Raw genomic sequence first — 25,026 nt, forward strand, 5'->3', positions numbered from 1 at the left:
ATTGAAGAGAATAGATATAGATAGAGATAAATGTATCGGATGTCTTACTTGTGTTACAGCTTGTAGAGTGGCTCATAATGCTAATGATTCAAGAACAAGAATTACTGTAGATAGTCAGGAGAAATATGCTCCTATATTTTGTAGACATTGTGATCAACCAGAATGTGTCTATACTTGTATGAAGGGGGCTATGACTAAAGATCCAAAGACAGGTATTGTAAAATATGATGAATCTCGTTGTGCAAACTGTTTTATGTGTATCATGGCTTGTCCTTATGGAGTATTAAAAGCAGATAGTGAAGAACACCAAGAGATTATGAAGTGTAATATGTGTCAGCATACACCAAGTAGCACCCCTCAGTGTGTAGAAAAATGTCCAATGGAGGCCATCACTTTAGAGGAGGTAGAGGAATAATGAGATATGTTGTAATCGGTGCATCTGCTTCGGGTATTAATGGAGCAAAGACTCTAAGAGAGCTTGATCAGGATGCAGAAATAATATTAATTTCTAAAGATGAAGATGTTTATTCAAGATGTATACTACATCATTATATTGCGGGAGAGAGAAACATAGAAGAGCTTGATTTTAGTGAGAAGGACTACTTTAAGAAGTATGATATTCAATGGAAAGAAGGAGTAGCAGTGACTGAATTAGATGCTAAGGAAGATACTCTGCATCTTTCTGATGGTCAGAATTTAAGCTATGATAAGCTACTTATAGCAAGTGGTGCTTCATCTTTAATACCTCCGATTAAAAATTTAAAAGTAGCAAATAATGTGGTAGGTTTAAGAAATTTAGCAGATGCAAAAAAGATAAAAGAAACTGCTAAGGAGGTAAATAATGCAGTTGTATTAGGAGCTGGTCTTGTTGGAATAGATGCTTTAACGGGATTATTAGAGTTTGATTTAAATATTAATCTAGTAGAAATGGAGGATAGAATTTTAAAGCAACAGCTTGATGAGTATACTGCTAACAAATATAATCAACTATTTCAGGGCCAAGGGGTTAAACTTAAACTAGGAGTTAAAGCTAAAGAGTTGATAATGGATAAAGAAAATAATCCTCAAGAGCTACTATTAGAGAATGGCGAAAGAGTTCCTTGTGATTTAGTAGTAGTAGCGACAGGGGTTAGACCTAATATTAGGTTTTTAGAGAATAGTGGAGTAAAAACCGATGAATCGGGCTTAGTGATTGATAAAAGAGGTCAAACCAATAAAGAAGATATTTATGGAGCAGGAGATGTAACAGGTAGAAATCCAATTTGGCCTACAGCTGTTAAAGAAGGGATTATAGCAGCTAATAATATGGTAGGAAATGAGCTTGAACTGGATGATTTTCTAGGTAGTAAAAATACTATGAATTTTTTAGAACTTCCTACAATGTCAGTAGGACTTGTAGAAGCACCAGATCATACTTATAATGAAGAAATAAAAGTTGAAGATAATAATTATAAAAAGATCATCCATAAGGATGGACAAATTTATGGTGCTGTAATCCAAGGAGATCTATCCTATGCTGGAGTGCTAACACAGTTAATTAAAGAGGAGATAGATGTATCTAGAATTAAGAAGCCATTGTTTGAAATAGATTATGCAGATTTCTTTAATATTAAGGAGAATTTAGAGTATAGTTACTAATAATATACTGGGATAGCTTGCAATATGCCAAGTTGACAATTTACAGTTGACAGCTAAAATAATATCTTATATAATGGTAATATATAGTTAAAATACAAAAATTTAGCTATATATCAAATATCGCTTAATATCTAAATATTTTCGTCTTCGAGCCTTACTACCTACGGATTAAATTCTAAGGTAAAGAGGCCGCCTAGGGGTTAGAGAGAAATTTTTGGCCCTCCCGACTTGGAAAGAAGGCAGATAAGGGCCAACTCTGTCTTCTTTGCAGGGGTGGTCTTTTTTTATTAGATAAAATTAATTTTATCGATAAGGGGGGAGAGAATGAATAAATTGGCAATTTGTTGTCTAATCTTAATGGTTGTAGTTACTGGATGTTCTTATATTAATAGTACAGCAGAGAAGAAAAACATTAGAATTATGGCTGCTGCCAGTTTAACTGAGGTATTTAATGATTTGAAAGCAGGATTTGAGTCAAAGCATCATGATATTAAGTTAGAAATTAATTATGCAGGAAGTCAGGCTTTATATAGTCAGATTAAATCTGGAGTAACAGCAGATTTATTTGCTTCAGCTAATATTAAGTATATGAATCAATTAGATGAGGCTGATATGGTGGTAGATCCAACTATTTTTGCTCATAATAAGTTAGTTATAGCTGTATTTAAAGAAACAGAAAATATTATTAATGGCATTGAAGATTTAGTACAAAAAGGAGTAGAGCTTGTAATTGCAGATAAATCTGTACCAGTAGGTGGATATACAATACAAATGTTAAATAAGCAAGTTAATAATCCTAAGTTATCATCAGATTATAAAGAGAAATTTTTAGATGCTGTTATATCTAAGGAGTTAGATGTAAAAAGTGTAGTAGCCAAGGTAGAGTTAGGGGCAGCAGATGCAGGAGTTGTTTATAAGACTGATGTTAATGCTAGCAATTTAGAAAAAGTAAAAGTAGTTAATATTAAAGATAAGTATAATGTAATTGCGACCTACCCAATAGCGTTATTAAAGGGACATAAAAAGGGGGCTAAGAAATTTTTAAATTATCTGTATTCTAAAGAAGGAGGAAGAATATTAGAAAAACATGGATTTATAAAGGAAAGTAGGGAGTAATGTGGCTAATGATATAACTTATCAACAGGAAGCTAAAGATTATAATGAAGGTTTAATTTTAGGTTTTGTTAAGAATGTTAAAAGAAAAATAGATTTAACTAAGATTTTAATTTGGGGAATAATGCTCTTTAATGTTTTATTTATTATTTTAGTTGGGGCCTCATTATTTTTAAAGTCTTCGGTAAGTGATATTGTTGCAGTAGTTCAAAATGTGAATGTATTAGATGCCGTGAGAATAACAATTAGTTCGATATTTTGTTCTGCGATTATGACAATGATTATTGGAGTGCCTTTTGCTTATGTAATGGCTCAAAAGCAGGGAAAGGTTTACAGAATAATTAATATGCTCTTAAATCTTCCTTTAGTGATGCCTCCTGCTGTAGCAGGGTTAGCTTTATTAATGACCTTTGGTAGAAGAGGAGCTTATAGAAGTGTAATTACAGTTATGGGACTGGATATTCCTTTTAGTTTTGCAGCATTAATTATAGTACAGGTATTTGTGATGTTGCCACTCTTTATCCAATCTTTAAGAAGTGGTTTTTAAGCTATTGAAGAAAATATTAAAGAAGCTGCTATGGTATTTGGTGCTGGAGAAAAAGAATTATTGTTCTCAATCTATTTACCATTAAGTATTAGACCATTTTGGAATGGGATTATTATGGCTTGTTTGCGGGCAGCAGGAGAGTTTGGGGCAACAATGATGTTTGCAGGAAATCTACCAGGGAAGACCCAGACACTCTCGACAGCAATTTATGTCTTTTCTCAAAAAAATTTAGGTCAATCTATCTCTTTGGCAGTGGTGCTTATTTTACTATTTCTGATGCCATTACTTGTTTTAGAATTAAAATTAAAGAAATAAATAAAAGTAATAGATTATAGTTTGGAGGTTTTTGTATGTCAAATCTATTTAAGTTAGTAAAGGTTAAAGAAGCTTTTGAACTATTAGAGCAGAAGATAAATTTAACTTTAGATAGTGAGAGATTAAAGATTACTCAAGCTAGAGGACGAATCTTAGCTACAGATATTAAGAGTGAGGTTAATCTACCTCCTTTTTCTCGTTCGACGATGGATGGTTATGCAGTTAAGGCTGAAGATATATTTGGTGCTTCAGTTACTGCACCTGTTTATCTCAATCTGATTGGTAGCATAAAGATGGGAGCGAAACCTAAGCAAAAAATTAGATCTGGAGAGGCAATGGAGATAGCTACTGGTGGCATGTTACCTGTTGGGGCTGATGCAGTAGTAATGGTTGAAGATACAGAGAAATTAGGAATTAAGGAGATCGAAGTTACTAAAGCAGTAGCGCCAGGAGCTAATATTGTTACTAAGGGCGAAGATATCAGTCAAGGTAGTCTTGTATTATCAGCAGGACATCTACTACGGCCTCAAGATATAGGTGCTTTAGCTGGAATTGGAGTTACAGAGGTTGATCTATTTACTAAGCCAGAGGTAACTGTCCTTTCTACAGGTGATGAGTTAATCACACCTGATAAGGAGCCTAAATTAGGACAGATAAGGGATATTAACTCTTATTCAATCGGAACCTTAGTAGAAGAAGAAGGGGGGGCTACTACTTATGGTGGTATTATCTTAGATGAACCAGATAGTTTGCAAGATAAGTTAAAAGCAGCAATAGCTAGTAGTGATCTAGTAGTCTTATCTGGTGGTAGTTCAGTGGGAGTCAAAGATCTAACTATTGATGTCTTAAAGCAATTAGGTGAACCTGGAGTTTTAGTCCACGGGATAGCCATTAAGCCAGGAAAACCAACTATATTAGCTATTATTGATCAAACCCCAGTAGTAGGTCTGCCTGGTCATCCTACTTCTGCTTTCGTAGTAGCTCAGATGATACTTAAACCATTATTACAGAGATTAACGGATAGAAGAGAAAATTATAAAAAATTATATAGTTTTTTACCAGCTAAAGTAAGTCGGAATATAGCTTCTACTAAAGGTAGAGAGGAATATATTCGGGTTAAGTTGACTCAAAAAGAGAATCAGATCTGGGCTGAACCTTTATTAGGAAAGTCAAGTTTAATCTCTACTTTAGTTGGTGCTGATGGATTGCTTAAGATTGGTTTAGGTCGAGAAGGAATTAAGAAAGGTAGAGAGGTAGAGGTGCTGACTTTTTGATATAATGTGTCACTTTCCACTTTATATCAATTGAGCTAGAATGAAAATAAGGAGGATCCAAATGTCACGAAATATCTATTTAGATAATGTTTCAGTAGAAGAGGCGAGGGAGAAGTGGCAAGAAGCGCTAACTATCAAAGCAACTACAGAGAAAATAGATATTAGAGAAGCTACTGGCAGAAGACTAGCTAAGCCAGTTAGAGCAAAGCTGTCAACTCCATCTTATTATGCTTCAGCTATGGATGGGATTGCTTTGTCAGCTACAGATACAGTTGGGGCTACTGAAAGAACTCCTGTTCAGTTACAGGAGGGTAAAGAGTATCAATTGATTGATACTGGAGATCCTCTCCCGGAGGAATTTGATGCAGTAATGATGATTGAGAAGGTAAATCAAATAAAAGAAGGAATAGTAGAAATTGAAGAGTCAGTTGCTCCAGGACAGAATGTACGGTCTGTTGGAGAGAGCTTAGTTAAAGGTCAATTAATCCTAACGGTAGGAACTAAAATTGGCCCATATGATATTGGTTTGGTATTAGAAGGAGGGGTAACTGAAGTTACTGTTTATACTCAACCTCAGGTAGATATTATTCCTACTGGTAGTGAGTTAATTGAGCCTGGTAGAAGTCCACAACCTGGTCAAATTATAGAGTATAATTCAGAGGTGATTAAAAATTTAGTACTTAACTGGGGTGGAAAGGTGATGCAAAGAGATATTACTCCAGATAAATATGAAGAGATTAAAGAAAAGATTCAACAAGTAACTCAAGAGAGTGACTTAGTTGCTATTATAGCTGGTTCTTCAGCAGGACGAGAAGATTATACAGCTCAGATTGTAGCTGAGTTAGGCGAGGTAGTAGTTCATGGAGTAAGTATCAAGCCTGGTGGGCCAGTCATCTTAGGTCGTATAGGAGATACACCAGTAATAGGTCTTCCTGGTTATCCAGTTGCATCTGCTCTTAACTTTAGGTTGTTTGCCCAACCAATACTCTATCAATTAGCAGGTCTTAGTACCCCTGAAACTAAAGAAGTTAAGGCAATATTAAATAAGAAATTAGTTTCTAAGCTTGGATTTAGGGAATTTGTGCGAGCTAAATTAGTTAAGTTAGATAATCAAATAGTAGCAGTTCCTTTAGCTAGATCATCAGGGGTAATAGGCTCTCTAGTAGAAGCAGATGGTTTAGTTACTATTTCTGAATATAGTGAAGGTATCGATAAAGGTTCAGAGGTAAATGTAGAGTTATTGGTCAATCAATCTAAGCCAGCTGAGACATTGATGATTAATGGTAGTAATGATCATAGTTTAGACCTACTTAAGAATAAGTTGGCCCAGCAAGGGGTTGATTTGCTGACTCAACCAACTAATAGTCTAGCCGGTTTAACTACTTTATCTAGAGGAGAATCTCATTTAGCTAGTATTAATTTATTAGATTCAGATGGTCAATATAGACAGTCTTTAGATAGATATTTTCCTACAGAAGATGTAAAAGTAGTTAACTTAGCTTATCGCCAACAGGGTCTAATAGTTACTGCTGGTAATCCAAAGAATATCACAGGGATTGCTGATTTAGTAGTTAATGATCTTGTATTTATTAATCGCCAGCAAGGATCTGGAGCCAGAATGTTAATTGATAATCAATTAGCAAAATTAAATATTGATTCAACAAAGATAAGTGGTTATCAGCAGGTTAAGCAAAATGATGTAACATTAGCAACTACAATAGCTCAAGGAGGAGCAGATGTGGGAGTTGGTACTTTAGTTACAGCTCAAGTTTTTGATTTGGATTTTATTCCACTTAGAAAAGAAAGGATTGACTTAGTAATCCCTAATCAGTATTGGACTGATACTAGAATTAAAGAATTATTCAAGGTTATTTGTAGCTCAGATTTTAAAGCAGAAATAAATCAGTTAGCTGGTTATGATACTTCACAAACAGGGCAGGTGTTAACAGATGGGCCAACTAGTAGATAGATACCAACGTAAGATAGATTATCTAAGAATATCGATTACTGATAGGTGTAATCTACGTTGCCGTTATTGTATGCCTCCAGAAGGAGTAGATTTTATCGAGCATGATCAGATTTTAAGTTACGAAAAGATAGTTAGAATTGTACAAACAGGGGCTAAATTAGGCATAAAAAAGGTTAGAGTAACTGGAGGAGAGCCATTGGTTAGAAAAGGTGCTGTTGATTTAATTAGGATGTTAAAGAATATTTCTGGGATTGAAGAAGTAGCTTTGACCACTAATGGTGTTTTATTAGCTAAATATGCTTCGCAATTAGTTACAGCAGGATTGGATCGAGTTAATATTAGCTTAGATACCCTCCAGCAGGATAAATTCAGGGAGATTACTAACTTTGATCAGTTAGAGCAGGTAATAGAAGGTATTAAGTCAGCTTTAGAGGTAGGTTTAACTCCAGTTAAGATTAATGTAGTAGTGATGCAAAGTATAAATGATGATGAGATTTTTGATTTTATTGCTTTGACTAGACAGTTACCTGTTCATGTCCGCTTTATTGAGTATATGCCGGCAGGTAGTAAAGAGAGTGAACAAGAGAAATACTATATAGGGAGTAAGCAGTTAAAAAAAGAGATAAAAAGGGAAGAGAAACTATTGGCAACTCAGTTTCAGAAAGGTAATGGTCCAGCCTATTATTATCAAGTTTCTGATAGTCTAGGGACAATTGGATTTATTAGTCCGATTAGTAATTCTTTTTGTAGTAGCTGTAATCGTTTAAGATTGACTTCAACTGGAGACTTGAGAGCTTGTTTATGTAATGAGCAAGAAATTAATTTACGAGACAAGTTAAAGCAAGGTGAAGCTGAAGTAAAAAGAGCTTTTCAATTAGCAGTGGACAGTAAGGCAGAGAAACATTCTTTAAGTCAGGGTAACTTTAATAAGAATATGTCCCAGATAGGAGGCTAATGATGAGTAATTTAAGTCATTTTGATGAAGCAGGAAGATCAAGAATGGTTGACGTTGGTGATAAAGGAGAGACAAAAAGAGTAGCTGTAGCTAAAGGGGAAGTTAAAGTTAAGGCCAAGACTCTAGATTTGATTACAGCAGAGGAGATAGAAAAAGGGGATGTCTTAGAGGTAGCTAGAGTAGCAGGAATTATGGGAGTGAAGAAGACATCAGATTTGATTCCAATGTGCCATCCTTTATTAATTAATGGAGTTGATGTTAAGTTTAATATATTTAAAGAGGAAGCTAGGATTGAAATTATTGCTACTGCTAAGACAACAGGTAAGACAGGAGTAGAGATGGAAGCTTTGACTGCAGTTTCTACGGCAGGCTTAACAATCTATGATATGTGTAAGGCAGTAGATAAAGAGATTGAGATAGGAGAGATTAAATTACTGAAAAAGACTGGAGGTAAGAGTGGAACTTATTTGGCTGATGAATTAACAGGTAAAGTAGTAGCTATCTGTCGAAGTCAAGAAAAAGGAGTTGCTAAAAAAGAGATATCGGAAGTTGAGCTTAAAATAGACTATGGTTTAGAAGGAGATGCTCATGCTGGTGATTGGCATCGACAAGTTAGCTTATTGGCTCAAGAAGATATTGCTTATATGAAAGAGCAAGGCTTAGAGCTAGAGGCTGGTGCTTTTGGAGAAAATCTAATTACTCAGGGACTAGACTTACAAATGTTAGCAGTAGGTGCTAAATTGAAATTAAATTCTAATATTGTTTTAGAAGTAACCCAGAAAGGGAAGGAATGCCATGATAGATGTGCTATTTATGAGGCCGTAGGTGATTGTATTATGCCTCGACGTGGTATTTTTGCGCGAGTAGTAAAGGGTGGTAAATTAAAGAAAAATGATAAAGTTGAGGTGTTAATTGATGATTAAAGTAGGTATCTTAACTTTAAGTGATACAGGAGCAGCAGGAAAGCGAAAAGATAAAAGTGGGAAACGAATTGAAGAGCTTATTAGTCAGATTGGTGGGGAGGTTACTTATTATCAAGTATTACCTGATGATAAGGAGACTATTGTAAGAGAGCTAAAGAAGATGACTGACCAATCAAAATTAGAATTGATTTTAACGACTGGAGGTACAGGGTTAGCCCCTAGAGATGTAACACCAGAAGCTACTACAGAGGTAATAGATACGGAAGTACCAGGTATAGCAGAGGCAATTAGAGCAAAAAGTCTAGCTAAGACACCTAAAGCTATGTTATCACGGGCTGTAGCAGGTGTAAGAAATGAATCATTGATCATTAATCTGCCAGGTAGTCCTAAAGCTGTAGAGGAATGTCTAGAAGTAGTATTACCAGTTTTAACTCATGCTGTTAAATTAATAAAAGATCAGGTAAAGGAGTGTGCAAGGGACTGATTGATATAAAGCTATAGCTTTATATCAATAGTTGACAGTATCAAAACTTTTAAATTACTTATGAGTTAATTGATAATTGAGAATATAGAATTGAGAGTTAAAAATAAACTCCGATATTATCTATTAATTGGTGTTTTGAATTTATTCATTACCCACTACTCATAACTGATTACTTAATAAAGGAGGAAGTAAAATGATACCAATTGTATCTATAGTTGGTTGGTCTAATTCAGGTAAGACAACCTTTATTACTGAATTAATTCCGGCCTTAAAGGAAAAAGGTTATAAAGTGGCAACTATTAAGCATGATGCCCATAAGTTTCAAATTGACAAGCCAGGTAAAGATAGTTGGCAGCATCGAGAAGCTGGAGCAAAGATAGTTATTCTTTCTTCTTCAGATAAGGTAGCTATGATTAAAGAGGTGAGAGAAGAACCTAGTGTAGAGACTTTAGTGGAAGAATATATAGATTCAGACATAGATTCAGACTTTGATTTAGTGCTCGCCGAAGGGTATAAGACAGGGTCTACTTCTAAAGTAGAGGTTTTTAGACCAAATGTGTATAATAAACCTGCGGTAGATGAAGAGAATCTATTACTGAGAGTAATAAATGATTCTACTAGAGAGGAGTTGTTGGCCCAGGTAGATCGGGTATGTAAAGTGATTGAGAAGGAAGTATTATAACCAATTAATATCAAATAAGCTACTGACTTAACTAAAAAAATGAGGAAGAGTGATATTTATCACAACGTTGCAGTGGTAGATATGCTATTATATATTTGTGATTGATAAAACAAGGACAAGGAGCTTGTTGAGCCTTAAATTATTTTTTTTGCTTAATTTAGTACTTATATTCACAAGTTTCTTTATAACAGGAAAGGGGAGATTTAAATGTTTACTAAAACAGTTAATAGTGTTGCAGCAGCAGCTAAGAAGAAAGTAGGATTTATGAATCAATCATTAGTCAAGTATTTCATCTTATCAATGATGGCTGGAGCTTTTGTAGGGTTAGGGATCATGTTAATTTTCTCTATTGGAGCCCCTCTAAAAGCAGTAGGTTCACCTATAGTTAAGACAATTATGGGAGCATCTTTTGGAGTTGCTTTAACTTTAGTTATTTTTGCTGGGTCTGAATTATTCACAGGAAATAATTTAGTGATGACAGTTGGTTATTTATCTGGAGAAGTAAGTCTAAAGGATGTATTGAAGTTATGGTTTTGGTGTTATTTAGGTAATTTAGTTGGTTCGCTTGTTATGGCTTGGTTATTATATAATACAGGTTTGATTTCAAGTGGAGTAACAGCTGATTTTATCTTAAAGGCAACAGCAGCTAAGATGAACGCTCCAGTTTCTCAATTGTTCTTTAGAGGTATCTTATGTAATATGTTAGTTTGTTTAGCTATTTGGATGGGGATTAAGGCTAAAAATGAAGTCTCTAAATTAATCTTAATCTTCTGGACTCTATTTGCGTTTATTGGTAGTGGATTTGAGCATAGCATAGCTAATATGACTCTATTAGCTATGGGACTATTTATTCCTCATCCAGAGACTATTACAGTAATGGGTTATCTTAGAAACTTAATCCCCGTAACGTTAGGAAATGTTATTGGTGGTGGAGTATTAATTGGAGCTATCTATTGGTATGTAGCTAGTGATTCTTTAGCAGCTAAGCAAGAGGTTAAAGAAGTAGCTTAGTGAATGTGATATTTATCACTACTGAGCAATTTAAAATGTGATATGATAGGTACGAATAAGAGTTCAGCCTGTAGGTTGGACTTTTATTATTTAGTTTTATAAAGAATGAAAGGGTAGGTGAATAAATATGTCATACAAGTTAACTACAGCAGATTTTGATAGCTTATTGGCTAATTTACAAGATGAGTATAAGGTTTACGGGCCAACCAGAAAGAAAGATAAAGGAACTTTTTCTGATACTGATTTATTTATTTATAATCAAGTGGAGGATTTAAGTGAGCTTGAATTTGATGTAAAGACTAAATTTTCTCCTAAAGAGATTGTTTTTCCTATCACACAGACTCTATTTTACTTTACTGAGGATGAGTATAAAGAGCCTAAGGCAGATGAAGAAAAGGTAGTTGTCTTTTTACGTCCTTGTGAAGTTAATGCCTTTAAACGATTAGATAAGATTTTTTTAGAGAATGGGCCTCAAGAGGATATTTATTATAAGAGGTTACGAGAAAAGGTTAAGTTTATAGTAGTAGAATGTACAGAAGGTTTTGATTCTTGTTTTTGTGTTTCTATGGGTACTAATGAAGTTAAGGATTACTCAGCTTTTGTGAGAGCAGAAGATGATAAATTCTTATTTGATGTTAAAGATGATGCTTTAGCTGATTTATTTGTTGAAGAAGAGGAAGTAGAGTTTACTCCTCAGTTTATTCAAGAAAATGAACAAGAGGTTGAAATACCAGCTTTAGAAGAGATCAATGATGATTTATTTGCATCAGAAATTTGGCAAGAATACAGTAGCCGTTGTATAGCTTGTGGTCGTTGTAATACTGTGTGCCCCACTTGTAGTTGTTGGACAATGCAAGATATTTTCTATCAAGATAATAAAGAAGCTGGTGAAAGAAGAAGAGTCTGGGCTGGTTGTCATATCGATGGATTTACAGAAATGGCAGGAGGCCATGAATTTAGAGAAGATTATGGTGATAGAATGAGATTTAAAACACTTCATAAGATCTATGACTTCCGTAAGCGATTCGATATGAATATGTGTGTAGGTTGTGGTCGTTGTGAAGATGTTTGTCCGCAATATATTTCATTTATAGAAGCAATTAATAAGTTAAATCAGGCTATTGGGGAGGGAAGATAAATGAGTAAGAATCCTTATTTACCAGAACACGCTGAAATTATAGATATTAAACAAGAGACAGAGGTTGATTACACTTACCGCTTAGATATAGATTTAGATGTTGAAAATGGTCAATTTGTAGAGGTTTCAATTCCTAAAGTCGGGGAATGTCCTATTTCAGTTAGTGATTTTGGAGATGATTATATTGATTTAACAATTCGTCACGTTGGTAAAGTAACTAACCAGATTGGAGATTTAGAAGTTGGAGATAAGCTTGGTATTCGGGGTCCTTATGGTAATGGCTTTCCGATGGACAAGTATCAAGGGACAGATATGGTAATTGCAGCTGGAGGAACTGGGTTAGCACCAGTTAAGAGTATTATTAATCATTACTATAATAATCCCGCTGAGGTGGCCTCTTTAACTTTATTGCTTGGTTTTAAAAGTCCAGATAATATTTTATTTAGAGAGGAAATTAAAAAGTGGCGAGCAGCTGAGCACATTGATGTGATTTTGACTGTTGATAAGGGTGATAAAGAGTGGAGAGGAAATAAAGGGCTAATTACTAATTTTGTAGATCAGGTTGAATTTACTAATTTAGATAATATGGAAGTGATTGTGGTTGGCCCACCTATTATGATGAAGTTTACTACCCAAGAATTTATGAAGCATGATCTTACTCAAGAACAGATTTGGGTATCCTTTGAACGGAAGATGTCTTGTGGGATAGGAAAGTGTGGGCACTGTAAGATAGATGATACTTATGTTTGTGTTGAAGGGCCAGTATTTAATTATCCTACAGCAGAGAAATTAATAGATTAAGGGGGGAGTAAGATGTCAATCAATGTTAAAGAATTTAAAAAGAATGCCTACCGGATTACTAAAGAACGAGGAGTTACTGCTTTGCGAGTTAGAGTGCCTGGTGGTCACTTAGAGGCAAAATATTTAACTATTTTACAAGAGATTGCTGAAGAATACGGTAGTGGTGATTTACACATTACAACTCGACAAGGATTTGAAATTCTTGGTATCCCAATGGATAAAGTAGAAGAGGTTAATAAAAAGATAGCTCCACTACTGCAAGGCATGGAAGAAGAAATTGGGGTAGAGATTGGAGATCCTGAAAATGGTTATCCAGCAGCTGGAACCCGAAATGTATCAGCTTGTATTGGAAATAAGGTCTGTCGTGTAGCTAAGTATGATACTACTCGGTTTGCTAAACGAATAGAGAAGAATATCTTCCCTAATGATTATCATGTTAAGATCGCTTTAACAGGTTGTCCTAATGATTGTATCAAGGCTCATATGCAAGACTTTGGAATTATGGGCTTAGATCGACCGGAGTATGATAGTTACCGGTGTATTAATTGTGGAGCTTGTGTTGATAAATGTCAGCAAAAGGCAACTGGTGCCTTAGAATTAGTGAATTATAAAGTAGAACGAGATGCAGATAAGTGTATTGGTTGTGGAGAATGTATTAAAAATTGTCCTACTAATGCTTGGAGTAGAGATACAAGTAAGAAGTATTACAAATTATTGATTATGGGGCGGACAGGTAAGAAGAACCCTAGATTAGCTATGCCTTTTCTAGAGTGGGTAACAGAAGATGCAATTATAGAAATTATCAATAATACTTATGATTATATAGATAAGTATATTGACCGTAGTTTAGCTAAAGAACACGTTGGCTATATTGTTGACCGAACTGGATTTCAAGTCTTTAAGGATGAAGTATTAGCAGAGGTGAAATTAAATCCAGAATGTAAAGTAGCTGAACACATTGATTGGTCAGGTTATAAAACGAATAAAAATTATTCATTCAAAAAAGCTAGTGAATAAATAAAAGGCCCAGTAGATTATTTCTGGGCCTTTTATTTATTTGATAAATTTAATAAAAAATCATATACTATTCTAGTAGGGAGGGAGCCTGTTAATTTTTAGGCGTTAAAGATTATGAAGATAAATGATAAGGCAAGATTATTAAAGTTACCATTATTTAAAGGTCTAGATGATAAGATTATTGAGCGACTAAACGAACAAGTATTGATTAAAAATTACTGTAAGGATGAAATTTTATTCTTTGATGGAGAAGAGGTTGAATATTGTTATATTATAGTTAGTGGCAAAGTTAAAATATCTAAATTTACTCCTAATGGCCAAGAAAAAATTATTCATATTCTTAAAGCAGGAGAAATGATTAATGAGATTGATTTAGATAAGCGGTCTAGTTCTGTAACTGCTGAGGTAATTGAGACAGGAGAGATTATTTCCATCAAAATTTATAAATTACTTAAGATTATGAAGGATAGTTTTGAATTAACCACTAGAATTTTCGCCTCAAATAGTTTAAAGTTAAGAAAGACTTACCGCCAAATTAGAAACTTAGGTTTAAAAAATTCTGGGCCAAGGATAGCTAGTCGCTTATGGAAGTTGGCCCGTGATTATGGTAAGGATAGTAAGCAGGGGATTAAAATAGATTTAAATTTAACCCAACGAGAACTTGCATTAATGATTGGAATCAGTCGAGAAACAGTAAGTCGTTTTCTAAGTAAATTAGATACTGAAGGAGTCATTGTCTGTGGTAAGAGTAAGATTATAATTAAAGATTTAAAAGAGCTTAGAGCTAGAGCTTAGAAAAAAGGGGGGGAGAAAATGCAGTTAGTAGTTATAGGAGCAAGCCATAAAACAGCCCCTGTAGAAATTAGAGAGAAGTTTTCTCTAATTAGCAGTTCACAAGAAGAAGTTATAACTAATATAAAGGGCCAAGTTAAGATAAAGGAAGGAGTTATTTTATCTACTTGTAACCGGACTGAGATTTATTTAGTAGTTAGTGATAATACAATAATAGATAAGATTGCTCTAAAAGTTTTCAAATCTATTACTGATTTAAATGTAGATAAGTTACAAGAGTATACATATGTATATCAAGGAGTTAATGTGGGAAAACATCTATATAAAGTAATCAGTAGCTTAGATTCTTTGGTCGTAGGTGAAGACCAGATTTTAGGACAAGTTAAAGAGGCTTTTCAACAGGCTAACAAGAATAATTTAATAGGCAGTTATTTACATAATTTATTTACTAATGCTTTTAGAGTAGGAAAAAGGGTTAGGGCTGAAACTAATATTGGAGCTGGAGCCACCTCAGTAAGTTATGCAGCAGTAGAATTAGCTAAAGAGATATTTGGAACATTATCAGGGGAGACAGTCCTAATTTTAGGTGCTGGAGAAACGAGTGAATTAACCTTAAAATCACTGGTTGACCATGGAGTTAAAGGCGTTATGGTTTCTAACCGGACTTATACAAGAGGTCAAAAATTAGCTGCCAAATTCTCAGGTGAAGTTGTTAAATGGGATATGTTAGAGAAGTGGATTCAAGATGTTGATATTATTATTAGTTCAACGGCTGCACCTCATTATGTACTTCACTATGATCAAGTTAAAAAAGCTATGGAGCACAGAAGAGGCCCTTTGTTTTTAATTGATATTGCTGTACCTAGAGATATTGAAGCTGAGATTAGTGGTATTCCAGGAGTTCATTTATATGATATAGATGATTTGGAAGAAGTTATAGAAAAAAATATTTCTCATAGAAAAGATGCCATAGAGGATGTAAAAAATATTATTACAGAAGAAACAACTGCTTTGAAAAAGTGGCTAAATGAACAACAAGTTATTCCTATGATTAAGAAGATGAGGGCTGAGGCAGAAAAGATTAAAGAAGAAGAGTTAACTAAAGCATTAAAAGATCTAAATCAGCAAAAAGATGCAGCAAAAATAATGAGCACCAGAATTAACCGTCTAACAAATAAATTATTACACTATCCGACAGTTAAGATTAAAGAGTTATCCAACCATGATCAATTTGATGATCAGGCGCTAGAGTTAATTAAAGAATTATTTAGCATCAAATAAGGATGATAGAAATGAATTTATATCCGATAAATTTAGATTTAGTTAAGAAAAATGTATTAGTAGTTGGAGGAGGCAAAGTAGCATATCGTAAGTTAGAACGTCTACTAACTACTAAAGCGAATATTACTTTAGTCAGCCCCAAATTAAATCAAGCTGTACAAAAGTTGATTGTAAAAGAAGAGATTATCTATTATCAGCGGGAGTTTATTACTGCTGATATAACGGATAAATTTTTAGCCTTTGCTGCTACAGATGATAGAGCAGTAAATCAACAAATTAGTAAAGTAGCTAAGGTTAATAATACTTTGGTTAATGTAGTAGATAGTAAAGAAGAATCTGATTTTACTTTGCCAGCTGTGATTTCTCAAGGGGCTTTGTTATTAGCTATATCCAGTGGTGGCAACCTACCTGCTCTCTCCCGAGTAATCAAAGAAGAATTAGTAGCTCAATTTTCACAAGAATACGCTATTTTTTTAGAAATAATGGAGGAACTTAGGCCTTTAATCTTAAATGAAATAAAAGATGAAGACCAAAGAAGAGAACTATTTAGAAGATTAGCTGATTTAGAATTAATAAAATCGTTATCTACTGATAAAAATAAAGCTTTAGTAAAACTTAAAGAGTATTTACCAAGTCAGATAAGGAGAGTTATAGATGAAAGAGTTAGTTATCGGAACGCGCAAGAGTGATTTAGCTGTAGCTCAAACAAAGCTTGTAGCTAATAGGTTACAAGCTGAATTTCCAGACTATAAAATTATTTTAAATAAGATAAGTACTAAAGGAGATCGGATTTTAGATAGATCGCTGGTTGATATAGGTGGTAAGGGATTATTTATTAAAGAAATAGAGGTTGCTTTACTACAAGAAGAGATTGATTTAGCTGTTCATAGTCTAAAGGATGTTCCAGGAGCAGTAACAGATCAATTTGAAATCGTAGCTAGTCCTAAACGGGCCAACCCCTATGATGTATTGATCTCTAATGAAGGGCAGTTGTTAGACCAACTAGCGCAAGGAGCTAGGATTGGAACAGGTAGTGCAAGAAGAAAGAGTCAACTATTAAATTACCGACCTGATTTAGAGGTTGTAGCAATCAGAGGTAATATTAATACGAGATTAGATAAATTAGCTAACCAAGATTTAGATGCTATTGTATTAGCAGCAGCTGGATTAGAAAGGATGGGTTGGGAGGATAAAATCACCCAGTATTTAGATTTTCCTCCCTTCATACCTGCAGTTGGTCAAGGGGCTTTGGCCCTAGAGGTAAGAAAGGATGACCAGCAGATAAAGAGGATATTAAGTGCAATTAATCACCAACCAACTTATGATGTTATCACAGCTGAGCGTGGTTTTTTAGCCTGTTTAGATGGAGATTGTAAAGCGCCATTAGGGGCCTTGGCCCAAATTAGAGGTGATAAATTAACTATTGCAGGAATGGTAGCTAAGTTAGATGGTAGTAGATTAATTAAAGATCAAGTGACAGGTTTACGAAAAGATGTAGCTAAGTTAGGGGCTAAATTAGGAGAGAAATTACTTAACCAAGGAGCAAAAGAAATATTGGCTGAAATTAAGGAGGAGAATTAATGTTAGGTAAGGTCTATATCATTGGAGCAGGTCCAGGTGATGAAGGTTTAATTACTGCTAAGGGACTAAAGATAATTAAACAAGCAGATGTAATCTTATATGATCGATTAGCAAATCCTAAATTATTAAATCAGGCCCAAGAAGAAGCTCAATTATTTTATGTAGGTAAAAAAGCCGGGGAGCATTATCGAACTCAAACAGAGATTAATCAACTATTAATTGAGCAGGCTCAAGCAGGAAAATTAGTCGCTCGTTTAAAAGGTGGAGATCCTTTTATTTTTGGTCGGGGCGGAGAAGAAGCTACAACTTTAGTTGAAGCAGGAATAGAATTTGAAATTATTCCTGGGATTACTTCTCCTATTGCAGTACCTGCTTATGCAGGGATTCCTTTAACTCACCGAGACTTTAATTCATCTGTCGCTTTTGTCACAGGACACGAAAGTCCAACTAAAGATCAATCTCAGGTTAATTGGAGCCAGTTAGCAACAGGAGTAGGTAGTTTAGTAATCTTAATGGGGGTAAGGAAGCTACCTCAGATTGTACCCCAATTAATAGATGCAGGTCGAGATCGACAGACACCAGTTGCACTAGTTAGATGGGGCACTAGAGCTAAGCAAGAGACTTTAGTTGGTACTTTAGAGAATATTGTTAGTAAAGTAGAGGAAGCTAACTTTAAGCCACCAGCAATTATAATAGTTGGTGAAGTAGTTAAACTAAGAAAAAAGTTAAACTGGTTTGAAAAGAAAGAATTATTTGGGAAGAGTATTGTAGTAACTCGGCCTCAAAAGCAGGCCCAAGATTTTTGCCAATCATTAGCTACAGCAGGGGCCAAGGTAATTGAAGCTCCTGCTATCGAAATTAAACCGCCAGTTGATTATCAAGAATTAGATAATAAGTTAGAGCAATTAAAAAGTTATGATTGGGTTATCTTTACCAGTGTTAATGGGGTTAAATATGTAATAGAAAGATTATTTAGTTTAGGAGAGGATGTACGGGCTTTAGCTGGAGTAAAGTTATGTGCTATTGGCTCTAAGACAGCTGCCAAGCTAAAATCCTATGGCTTAAGAGTTGATTATATTCCTGAAGATTATGTAAGTGAATCAATTTTAGCAGGATTTAGTGAGCAAGATTTAACAAGTAAGAAATTTTTATTACCTCGGGCCAACCTTGCTAGAGCAGCTCTAAAAGAAGGATTGCTCGATTTAGGGGCAGAAGTTGATAATATAACGGCTTACCAAACAGTAGAAGGTAGTGGAAATAACCAGGTAATTAAGAGGTTAAAGGAAGGGGAGATTGACTTAATAACTTTTACTAGCTCATCTACAGTCCGTAATTTTATGAACGGGTTAGGAAGTAATTATAAAAAATTGCTACGGGGTGTTGATATAGCTTGTATTGGCCCAATTACAGCTGGTACGGCTAGAAAGTATGGGTTAACAGTAGAGATAATAGCTAATGAGTATACCATTGCAGGTTTAACTGAGGCAATCAAGAAATATTATAGGAGGGATTAAAATGAATCTAACTCATCGACCACGGAGATTGCGCCGGACAGCTTCGGTTAGAAAGTTAGTGCGTGAAACTAAATTAACAGCTGCTGATTTAATTTATCCGTTATTTGTAGTCCATGGTATAGAGATAAAAGAAGAGATTTCTTCTTTACCAGGGAATTATCATTTATCTTTAGATTTGTTATTAGAAGAAATAGCTGACTTAGTTAAGCTAGGAATAGGAGGGATAATTTTATTTGGAATTCCTCAGATCAAGGATCAACTAGGATCTGGTGCTTGGGACCAAGAGGAGATTGTTCAGCAGGCTTGTCGCCAGATTAAAGAGGAGTATCCAGATTTATTAGTAATTACAGATGTTTGTTTATGCCAGTACACTAGTCATGGTCACTGTGGAGCTATAAAAAATGGCTATGTTCAAAATGATATTACTTTGGAGAATTTGGCTAAGACTGCTTTATCCCATGCTAAAGCAGGGGCAGATATGGTAGCTCCTTCAGATATGATGGATGGACGAGTAAAAGCTATTCGAGAGAGGTTAGATCAGGAAGGATATCAAGATACAGCAATCATGGCTTATTCAGCCAAGTATTCTTCAGCCTTTTATGGGCCATTTCGAGAAGCAGCTCATTCAGCCCCTCAAGAGGGAGATCGTAGTTCTTATCAAATGGATCCAGCTAATAGTGATGAAGCTTTACGGGAAATTAAATTAGATTTAGAAGAAGGAGCAGATATTGTAATGGTTAAGCCTGCCTTACCTTACCTTGATATTATTAGACGGGCCAAGGATCAATTCAATACACCTTTAGCAGCTTATAATGTTAGTGGTGAGTATGCAATGATTAAGGCAGCAGCACAAAAAGGATGGTTAGATGAAGAAAAGACTGCTTTAGAGAGCTTAACTAGTATTAAGCGAGCTGGAGCAGAGATTATTATTACTTATTGGGCCAAGGACATAGCCAAAAAATTGGCAAAGGACAATTAAAATCAATAAATATTCGGGAGGGATAAAGATGTCTAGATCAAAGGAAGCATTTAAGCAGGCTAAAGAGGTTATTCCTGGTGGAGTTAATAGTCCAGCTCGAGCATTTGCAGCTGTTGATAGTGACCCTTTATTTATAGAAAAGGGGACTGGAGCTTTAATTTATGATATTGAAGGAAATGAGTATATTGATTATGTTGGTTCTTGGGGGCCTATGATTCTAGGTTATAATCATCCTCAAGTAATAGAATCATTACAACAGCAATTAATGAAGGGGACTAGTTTTGGAGCTCCTACAGAAGTAGAAACTGAATTAGCAAAGTTAGTTATTGGAGCTGTTGATTCAATTGATCAGGTTAGAATGGTCAATTCAGGAACTGAAGCAACAATGAGTGCTTTAAGACTGGCTAGAGGTTATACAGGAAAGGATAAGATTATTAAGTTAAAAGGATGTTATCATGGCCATGGTGATAGTTTATTGGTAGAAGCTGGTTCTGGGGTGACTACATTAGGTATTTCTGGTAGTCCAGGGGTACCAGATGAGATTGCTGAAGAAACAATTGTAGCACCTTATAATAATTTAGAAGCTATAGAGGAGATATATAATACATATCAAGGTCAAATTGCAGCTGTTATTTTAGAACCGGTGACAGGGAATATGGGGGTAATTCGACCGCAAGTAGGTTACTTAGAAGGTTTACGAGAGATTACAGCTACTAATAATAGCTTACTAATCTTTGATGAAGTAATGACGGGATTTAGATTGGCTTATGGAGGAGCCCAAGAATTATATGAAATTGAACCTGATATAACTACTTTAGGTAAGATTATTGGTGGAGGATTACCAGTTGGTGCTTATGGTGGTAAAAAAGAGATTATGGAGTATGTAGCTCCAGCAGGTCCAGTCTATCAAGCTGGTACTTTATCAGGTAATCCATTAGCAATGGCAGCAGGTATTGAAACACTAAAGTTATTACAACAGCCTGGTGTTTATAGTATGTTAGAGGAAAAAGCGGCTAAATTAGAAAAAGGGTTTAAAGATAATATTAAGCAATTAGAAGTTGCAGCTGATGTCTCTAGGGTAGGTTCAATGTTTAGTATCTTCTTTACAGATAAGCAAGTTATTGATTATAAGACAGCTAAAGAATCTGATACAGATGCTTTTACTACTTATTTTAAGCAAATGTTAGCAGCAGGAATTTATCTGCCACCATCTCAGTTTGAGTCTAATTTTGTCTCCTTGGCCCATGTAGAGGCTGATTTAGATGCTACTATAGAAGCAAATTATAATGCATTAGCTAAAGTAAAGAAAAAGCAGGAGGGATAGAATGAAGCAAGGGGTTATTTTATTAGGCCATGGTAGTAGATCAACTGCTGCTCAGCAGGAATTATCTACTTTAAGCTCCCAACTAAAAAAAGAAATATCCTATCCCATAGAAGAAGCTAATTTAGAGCTTACTAAGCCAAATTTTTGGGATGCTGCAAAAAAATTAATTAACCAAGGAATAAATAAGATCATCATTGTGCCTTTATTTTTATTTACTGGTTATCATGTTAGTCAGGGAATCCCTCGATTAATAGCAGATGCTAAGGACGAATATCCAGAGATTGATTTTCAGCTGACTAGTCATCTAGCAGCTGAAACTACTTTGTTTAAAGAAATAATTAAAGAAAAGATTGATAGATAGGAGGTCTTAAAATGAAATTTTACCAACAATTTAGCCACTATTATGATGATATTTTCTTTTTTAAGCAAGAAAAATTGAATTTTTTAAAGAGTAATTTACCCGACCAAGGTAAGGTATTAGATGTAGCAACTGGTACAGGGACATATGCTTTAGCCTTAGCTCAAGCAAGTTACCAAGTTACAGGAATAGATCTAAGTTCTAAGATGCTTAAAATTGCTAAACGAAAGGCAGCTAAAGAGAAGTTAGCTGTTGATTTTAAACAAGCTGATATGAAGGAAGTTGACCACTTATCTCTTGCAAATGATTTTAATCTAATTAGTTGTATTGGGAATTCTTTAGTTCATTTAGATAATAAAGTGGAGATTAAAAGTGTTTTAGAGAAGTTATTTAATTTGTTAACTTCAAATGGTAAATTAGTACTCCAAATTGTAAATTATGACCGAATTTTAGAAAAAGAGATAACTGAATTGCCAACTATTACTAATCAAGTGGCAAATGTTAAATTAATTAGACAGTATGAATTTAAGGATAATAAAGTTGATTTTAAAACTACATTGAAAACACCTGAGGGAGAATTTAATAATTCAGTCTTATTATACCCTCTAAAAAGTAAAGAGTTAAGAAAAATATTAGAAGAAGTAGGCTTTAGAAAAATAAATTTTTATGGGAGTTTTGATTTTAGAGATTATAAACCTTTAACTTCTTTTCCTTTAGTTGTTAAGGCTAGCAAATAATTAATAATACAAAGAGGTGTTAATATGAAAGAGCAACTTTTAAAGCAGAGTTCTTATTTTGCAGCTTTGACAGACCAAGAATTAGCTAAAATCAAAGAAATAATGTTTACCCGTCAGTATCAGGAAGGGGAATTTATCTTTTTTGAAGGTGAAGTAGGAGAAGGATTATTTTTTATTAAGTCTGGAAAAGTTAAATTAACAAAGATGATTGAAAGTGGTAAAGAACAAATTTTAAATATATTTAAAGCAGGCGATATGTTTGCCGAGGTTGTTTTATTTGATCAAGGAAAATATCCTGCTACAGCAGTAGTTATAGATGATTCAGAAATTGGAGTTATTAGTAAAGAAGATATGGAAGAGATAATGAGAAATTATCCAGAAATCACAATTAAAATTTTACGGGTTATGGGGAAACGATTACGTAGAGCTCAGGAGCGGATAAGAAATTTAGGGCTAAAGAATACTAAAAGTAGAACAGCTAGTATTTTAGTCCATTTGGCCCAAGAACATGGTTGGGATAATAAGAATAAAACTAGTATCAGTTTATCCCTTAGTCAACAGGATTTAGCTGGTTTGATTGGTTCTTCACGAGAAACTATATCTAGAGTTTTAAGTAAGTTAAAAAAAGAAGATTTGGTTGATGTTTCTCGTGAGAAGATAGTGATTAAAGATTTGATTGGTCTTAAAAAAATAATTTAGGAGGAGCAAGATGAGATTAGGTAGTGTTGATCTATTATTTTTAGCAGCTAATCTAATACTAGTAATAGTTACTAAACAATTACAACCTAAATTACGCCAAATATTACTTTTAAAAGATAGTAGGGAGAGTGTTATCTTTTCTATTGATAAAGAAAGAGTGTTGTGGTTTATATTAGGTTTTGGAATTTATATTTGGGGTATGGAATTTTTAATTCTTAATTCTAATTTGATTTTGCGAGGAGTTACCCCTATTTTAATGGAGTTAGCTATATTTTCGGCTTTGATTGTTACTAATTTAGGCTATAGGAAATTAGGTAAAGGAATTTCCTTAATTAGTTTAATTTTATTTTTTATTAGTGTGGTCTATTTTGTATAACCCCTTTAAAATAGATTAATAATATAGATAGAGGGGGGAAATGATTATGGCAAATAATGAAAATGCAATTGTAGCTTTACAGTTAGATGAACGTGGTGATTTTGCACCTGATATGCAAAAGATACTGACTAAATATGGAGATAATATTAAGACTAGAATTGGATTACATAATTATAGTGATGACCAAGGGTTAATTTTACTACAATTTAGTGGTCAATCTAATTCATTAGCTGAATTTAAAGCAGAAGTGAATAATATTAATTCTTTAAGTTACAAGGCGATGAATTTAAGTTTTCATTAAGTCAAAAGGCAGTAGTTCTTAAGAACTACTGCCTTTTGTTATCTGAATTTTTTAATTTCACTGTTAGAAGTAAAGATAAGTTGGTTATTAATTGCAATTAACTGGGATGATTGGCATATCTTCCATAGGGCTGATAAAGAGATCGTAGAATCTATAATGATTTTTTCTTTACTTATTTGCGGAGCAGTAAATTCTAAATCATTTTCAGGAGCAAAGGCTTTGTTGGCCTTAGATGTTAGGGATAAACTATCTTTGGTAAAGTGAAATATATCTAATAGTTCTAATAAGTTCTTGCTATTATGGTTTAATTCTATATTATCTTCAATAAACTCTAAATTAAGTTTTGATGCAGTAGATTTATGGCTTAATACAGCTGTTATTTGGCGTAAAGTATTCTTAGAATAGGGAAAAAAAGCTTCTATTCCTTGAAGTATTTTTTTAGAATAGTCTGTCTGTAACCAAGTTTTAAACTTTGGTTGTAAGGTTAAATCAGCAGTCACTAAGTTATTATACTTACTATACCTAATTAAATATTGAAGTAACTTTTTATTCGAAAAAGAAGTAAAATTTATTTCTTCGAGGTAAGATAGCAGTTCTTTTTGATCTTTATTCTTTTTAATTTGACTAAGGATTAAAAGCAAATAATGATAAAAGGATAATTCAACTGGTTGCTTAACATTAATTTTAGAAGTAGTTTTAGCCTTAGATTTGATAGATAAAGGCTTTAACTTAGGTATGCTCTCTCTTTTTTTATCTTGCCACTTATTAGATAGAATCTTTTTAATATCCTGGGGTAAATAATAAAAGTTATTCTTTTCATAAATTAAGCCTACTTTTTTTAATTGGTAACAAGTTTTAGGATTTGTTGTTTCTTTATTAATAAATTCAGTAGTTGTTAATTGTTTAAGAGTTTCTTGAGCTGCTGGTTCTAATTGTTGAATTATCTTGTATAGATACTTTTTATTTAATAGTTTTCTTTGTAATTTATTGCGAACCCATAATTTAGAGAAATCATCTTCATAGCAGATGTGATGTTGCTGGGCCAATTGATTTAGATGTTGGTTGGTACTTTTAGTTAGAAAGTCTGATAACTTCATTTTTTTCCTCCCTTTAAATTATATTTTACTAATAACTATGTTTATTAGATTAAAAGCATTACTTTGATTTGAATATTTTCCCAGTAAAGTTTTTATTTTTTAGGCATAAGTATAGATTGA

Annotated in this window: 28 protein-coding genes and 1 riboswitch; of the genes, 27 read left to right on the plus strand and 1 reads right to left on the minus strand. The window is 34.0% G+C overall.

Annotated features, from left to right (window positions below; genetic code table 11):
* The first annotated feature begins 1 nt into the window (after position 1).
* The 27 genes from HALHA_RS06090 to HALHA_RS06220 all read left to right on the plus strand — a co-directional run bounded on the left by HALHA_RS06090 (position 2) and on the right by HALHA_RS06220 (position 23,809).
* A complete protein-coding gene (locus HALHA_RS06090) occupies positions 2-415 on the plus strand; it encodes a 4Fe-4S dicluster domain-containing protein (protein WP_015326908.1) in 414 nt (137 codons plus the stop codon).
* Positions 415-1,638 (plus strand): NAD(P)/FAD-dependent oxidoreductase, encoded by a 1,224-nt coding sequence (locus tag HALHA_RS06095; RefSeq protein ID WP_015326909.1) that lies wholly within the window; start codon positions 415-417, stop codon positions 1,636-1,638. Before HALHA_RS06090 ends, HALHA_RS06095 begins: the two co-directional genes overlap by 1 nt.
* Before the next feature lie 133 nt (positions 1,639-1,771).
* Positions 1,772-1,893, plus strand: a riboswitch (molybdenum cofactor riboswitch).
* Between the two features lie 69 nt (positions 1,894-1,962).
* Positions 1,963-2,754, plus strand: coding sequence for a molybdate ABC transporter substrate-binding protein (gene modA, locus HALHA_RS06100; RefSeq protein WP_015326910.1), 792 nt, complete (start codon positions 1,963-1,965; stop codon positions 2,752-2,754).
* A gap of 1 nt (position 2,755) precedes the next feature.
* Positions 2,756-3,298 carry an ABC transporter permease gene (locus HALHA_RS06105; RefSeq protein ID WP_041607697.1) on the plus strand — a complete coding sequence of 181 codons (543 nt, stop codon included), beginning with the start codon at positions 2,756-2,758 and terminating at the stop codon, positions 3,296-3,298.
* A gap of 15 nt (positions 3,299-3,313) precedes the next feature.
* The gene (locus HALHA_RS06110; RefSeq protein ID WP_281098776.1) at positions 3,314-3,613 is read left to right on the plus strand and encodes an ABC transporter permease subunit; all 300 of its coding nucleotides are present in this window, start codon (positions 3,314-3,316) and stop codon (positions 3,611-3,613) included.
* Between the two features lie 35 nt (positions 3,614-3,648).
* Positions 3,649-4,887 (plus strand): molybdopterin molybdotransferase MoeA, encoded by a 1,239-nt coding sequence (locus HALHA_RS06115; protein ID WP_015326911.1) that lies wholly within the window; start codon positions 3,649-3,651, stop codon positions 4,885-4,887.
* Positions 4,888-4,948: 61 nt separating this feature from the next.
* The gene (locus tag HALHA_RS06120; protein WP_015326912.1) at positions 4,949-6,856 is read left to right on the plus strand and encodes a molybdopterin biosynthesis protein; all 1,908 of its coding nucleotides are present in this window, start codon (positions 4,949-4,951) and stop codon (positions 6,854-6,856) included.
* Positions 6,837-7,811, plus strand: coding sequence for a GTP 3',8-cyclase MoaA (moaA, locus tag HALHA_RS06125; RefSeq protein WP_015326913.1), 975 nt, complete (start codon positions 6,837-6,839; stop codon positions 7,809-7,811). Before HALHA_RS06120 ends, moaA begins: the two co-directional genes overlap by 20 nt.
* Positions 7,812-7,813: 2 nt before the next feature.
* Positions 7,814-8,734: a cyclic pyranopterin monophosphate synthase MoaC gene (gene moaC / locus HALHA_RS13830; RefSeq protein ID WP_015326914.1), complete on the plus strand. Its 921-nt coding sequence runs from the start codon at positions 7,814-7,816 to the stop codon at positions 8,732-8,734.
* Positions 8,727-9,218, plus strand: coding sequence for a MogA/MoaB family molybdenum cofactor biosynthesis protein (locus HALHA_RS06135; RefSeq protein WP_015326915.1), 492 nt, complete (start codon positions 8,727-8,729; stop codon positions 9,216-9,218). The genes moaC and HALHA_RS06135 overlap by 8 nt, the downstream gene beginning before the upstream one ends.
* Positions 9,219-9,411: 193 nt before the next feature.
* Entirely contained in the window at positions 9,412-9,900 is a 489-nt protein-coding gene (gene mobB / locus HALHA_RS06140; protein ID WP_015326916.1) for a molybdopterin-guanine dinucleotide biosynthesis protein B, read from the plus strand.
* A 207-nt stretch (positions 9,901-10,107) separates the two neighbouring features.
* Positions 10,108-10,911: a formate/nitrite transporter family protein gene (locus HALHA_RS06145; RefSeq protein ID WP_015326917.1), complete on the plus strand. Its 804-nt coding sequence runs from the start codon at positions 10,108-10,110 to the stop codon at positions 10,909-10,911.
* 127 nt (positions 10,912-11,038) lie between these two features.
* Entirely contained in the window at positions 11,039-12,049 is a 1,011-nt protein-coding gene (gene asrA / locus HALHA_RS06150) for an anaerobic sulfite reductase subunit AsrA (RefSeq protein ID WP_015326918.1), read from the plus strand.
* On the plus strand, positions 12,050-12,850 hold the full coding sequence (asrB, locus tag HALHA_RS06155; RefSeq protein ID WP_015326919.1) for an anaerobic sulfite reductase subunit AsrB: 801 nt from the start codon (positions 12,050-12,052) through the stop codon (positions 12,848-12,850).
* 12 nt (positions 12,851-12,862) lie between these two features.
* On the plus strand, positions 12,863-13,867 hold the full coding sequence (gene asrC / locus HALHA_RS06160) for a sulfite reductase subunit C (protein WP_015326920.1): 1,005 nt from the start codon (positions 12,863-12,865) through the stop codon (positions 13,865-13,867).
* Positions 13,868-13,981: 114 nt separating this feature from the next.
* On the plus strand, positions 13,982-14,662 hold the full coding sequence (locus HALHA_RS06165) for a Crp/Fnr family transcriptional regulator (RefSeq protein ID WP_015326921.1): 681 nt from the start codon (positions 13,982-13,984) through the stop codon (positions 14,660-14,662).
* 18 nt (positions 14,663-14,680) lie between these two features.
* Positions 14,681-15,940, plus strand: coding sequence for a glutamyl-tRNA reductase (gene hemA / locus HALHA_RS06170; RefSeq protein ID WP_015326922.1), 1,260 nt, complete (start codon positions 14,681-14,683; stop codon positions 15,938-15,940).
* An 11-nt stretch (positions 15,941-15,951) separates the two neighbouring features.
* On the plus strand, positions 15,952-16,629 hold the full coding sequence (locus HALHA_RS06175) for a precorrin-2 dehydrogenase/sirohydrochlorin ferrochelatase family protein (RefSeq protein ID WP_015326923.1): 678 nt from the start codon (positions 15,952-15,954) through the stop codon (positions 16,627-16,629).
* Positions 16,595-17,521, plus strand: coding sequence for a hydroxymethylbilane synthase (hemC, locus tag HALHA_RS06180; RefSeq protein WP_015326924.1), 927 nt, complete (start codon positions 16,595-16,597; stop codon positions 17,519-17,521). Before HALHA_RS06175 ends, hemC begins: the two co-directional genes overlap by 35 nt.
* Complete coding sequence (gene cobA / locus HALHA_RS06185; protein WP_015326925.1) at positions 17,521-19,035, plus strand: uroporphyrinogen-III C-methyltransferase; 1,515 nt, start codon at positions 17,521-17,523, stop codon at positions 19,033-19,035. The genes hemC and cobA overlap by 1 nt, the downstream gene beginning before the upstream one ends.
* Before the next feature lies 1 nt (position 19,036).
* Entirely contained in the window at positions 19,037-20,014 is a 978-nt protein-coding gene (gene hemB, locus HALHA_RS06190; RefSeq protein ID WP_015326926.1) for a porphobilinogen synthase, read from the plus strand.
* Positions 20,015-20,042: 28 nt separating this feature from the next.
* Positions 20,043-21,338: a glutamate-1-semialdehyde 2,1-aminomutase gene (hemL, locus tag HALHA_RS06195; RefSeq protein ID WP_015326927.1), complete on the plus strand. Its 1,296-nt coding sequence runs from the start codon at positions 20,043-20,045 to the stop codon at positions 21,336-21,338.
* A gap of 1 nt (position 21,339) precedes the next feature.
* Positions 21,340-21,699, plus strand: a complete 360-nt coding sequence (locus HALHA_RS06200) for a sirohydrochlorin chelatase (RefSeq protein ID WP_015326928.1) — start codon at positions 21,340-21,342, stop codon at positions 21,697-21,699.
* Positions 21,700-21,710: 11 nt separating this feature from the next.
* Positions 21,711-22,433: a class I SAM-dependent methyltransferase gene (locus HALHA_RS06205; RefSeq protein WP_015326929.1), complete on the plus strand. Its 723-nt coding sequence runs from the start codon at positions 21,711-21,713 to the stop codon at positions 22,431-22,433.
* A 24-nt stretch (positions 22,434-22,457) separates the two neighbouring features.
* Positions 22,458-23,132 carry a Crp/Fnr family transcriptional regulator gene (locus tag HALHA_RS06210; RefSeq protein WP_015326930.1) on the plus strand — a complete coding sequence of 225 codons (675 nt, stop codon included), beginning with the start codon at positions 22,458-22,460 and terminating at the stop codon, positions 23,130-23,132.
* A gap of 10 nt (positions 23,133-23,142) precedes the next feature.
* On the plus strand, positions 23,143-23,508 hold the full coding sequence (locus tag HALHA_RS06215) for a hypothetical protein (RefSeq protein ID WP_015326931.1): 366 nt from the start codon (positions 23,143-23,145) through the stop codon (positions 23,506-23,508).
* A 46-nt stretch (positions 23,509-23,554) separates the two neighbouring features.
* A complete protein-coding gene (locus HALHA_RS06220; RefSeq protein WP_015326932.1) occupies positions 23,555-23,809 on the plus strand; it encodes a hypothetical protein in 255 nt (84 codons plus the stop codon).
* A gap of 38 nt (positions 23,810-23,847) precedes the next feature.
* Here HALHA_RS06220 and HALHA_RS06225 read toward each other — a convergent pair whose 3' ends face one another.
* A complete protein-coding gene (locus HALHA_RS06225; protein ID WP_015326933.1) occupies positions 23,848-24,906 on the minus strand; it encodes a hypothetical protein in 1,059 nt (352 codons plus the stop codon).
* Between the last annotated feature and the right edge of the window lie 120 nt (positions 24,907-25,026).

Source organism: Halobacteroides halobius DSM 5150 (assembly GCF_000328625.1).
GTDB classification, from domain to species: Bacteria; Bacillota; Halanaerobiia; order Halobacteroidales; family Halobacteroidaceae; genus Halobacteroides; species Halobacteroides halobius.

Bases quoted from the DNA above. Each gene is read 5' to 3' on its own strand.
- hemB (WP_015326926.1), top strand. From the start codon at position 19,037: ATGAATCTAACTCATCGACCACGGAGATTGCGCCGGACAGCTTCGGTT.
- asrC (WP_015326920.1), top strand. From the start codon at position 12,863: ATGTCAATCAATGTTAAAGAATTTAAAAAGAATGCCTACCGGATTACT.
- mobB (WP_015326916.1), top strand. From the start codon at position 9,412: ATGATACCAATTGTATCTATAGTTGGTTGGTCTAATTCAGGTAAGACA.
- HALHA_RS06095 (WP_015326909.1), top strand. From the start codon at position 415: ATGAGATATGTTGTAATCGGTGCATCTGCTTCGGGTATTAATGGAGCA.
- moaA (WP_015326913.1), top strand. From the start codon at position 6,837: ATGGGCCAACTAGTAGATAGATACCAACGTAAGATAGATTATCTAAGA.
- asrA (WP_015326918.1), top strand. From the start codon at position 11,039: ATGTCATACAAGTTAACTACAGCAGATTTTGATAGCTTATTGGCTAAT.
- HALHA_RS06210 (WP_015326930.1), top strand. From the start codon at position 22,458: ATGAAAGAGCAACTTTTAAAGCAGAGTTCTTATTTTGCAGCTTTGACA.
- HALHA_RS06165 (WP_015326921.1), top strand. From the start codon at position 13,982: ATGAAGATAAATGATAAGGCAAGATTATTAAAGTTACCATTATTTAAA.
- HALHA_RS06220 (WP_015326932.1), top strand. From the start codon at position 23,555: ATGGCAAATAATGAAAATGCAATTGTAGCTTTACAGTTAGATGAACGT.
- moaC (WP_015326914.1), top strand. From the start codon at position 7,814: ATGAGTAATTTAAGTCATTTTGATGAAGCAGGAAGATCAAGAATGGTT.
- HALHA_RS06205 (WP_015326929.1), top strand. From the start codon at position 21,711: ATGAAATTTTACCAACAATTTAGCCACTATTATGATGATATTTTCTTT.
- HALHA_RS06225 (WP_015326933.1), bottom strand. From the start codon at position 24,906: ATGAAGTTATCAGACTTTCTAACTAAAAGTACCAACCAACATCTAAAT.
- HALHA_RS06215 (WP_015326931.1), top strand. From the start codon at position 23,143: ATGAGATTAGGTAGTGTTGATCTATTATTTTTAGCAGCTAATCTAATA.
- hemL (WP_015326927.1), top strand. From the start codon at position 20,043: ATGTCTAGATCAAAGGAAGCATTTAAGCAGGCTAAAGAGGTTATTCCT.
- modA (WP_015326910.1), top strand. From the start codon at position 1,963: ATGAATAAATTGGCAATTTGTTGTCTAATCTTAATGGTTGTAGTTACT.
- cobA (WP_015326925.1), top strand. From the start codon at position 17,521: ATGTTAGGTAAGGTCTATATCATTGGAGCAGGTCCAGGTGATGAAGGT.
- HALHA_RS06175 (WP_015326923.1), top strand. From the start codon at position 15,952: ATGAATTTATATCCGATAAATTTAGATTTAGTTAAGAAAAATGTATTA.
- HALHA_RS06120 (WP_015326912.1), top strand. From the start codon at position 4,949: ATGTCACGAAATATCTATTTAGATAATGTTTCAGTAGAAGAGGCGAGG.
- HALHA_RS06200 (WP_015326928.1), top strand. From the start codon at position 21,340: ATGAAGCAAGGGGTTATTTTATTAGGCCATGGTAGTAGATCAACTGCT.
- hemC (WP_015326924.1), top strand. From the start codon at position 16,595: ATGAAAGAGTTAGTTATCGGAACGCGCAAGAGTGATTTAGCTGTAGCT.
- asrB (WP_015326919.1), top strand. From the start codon at position 12,050: ATGAGTAAGAATCCTTATTTACCAGAACACGCTGAAATTATAGATATT.
- HALHA_RS06135 (WP_015326915.1), top strand. From the start codon at position 8,727: ATGATTAAAGTAGGTATCTTAACTTTAAGTGATACAGGAGCAGCAGGA.
- HALHA_RS06145 (WP_015326917.1), top strand. From the start codon at position 10,108: ATGTTTACTAAAACAGTTAATAGTGTTGCAGCAGCAGCTAAGAAGAAA.
- hemA (WP_015326922.1), top strand. From the start codon at position 14,681: ATGCAGTTAGTAGTTATAGGAGCAAGCCATAAAACAGCCCCTGTAGAA.
- HALHA_RS06115 (WP_015326911.1), top strand. From the start codon at position 3,649: ATGTCAAATCTATTTAAGTTAGTAAAGGTTAAAGAAGCTTTTGAACTA.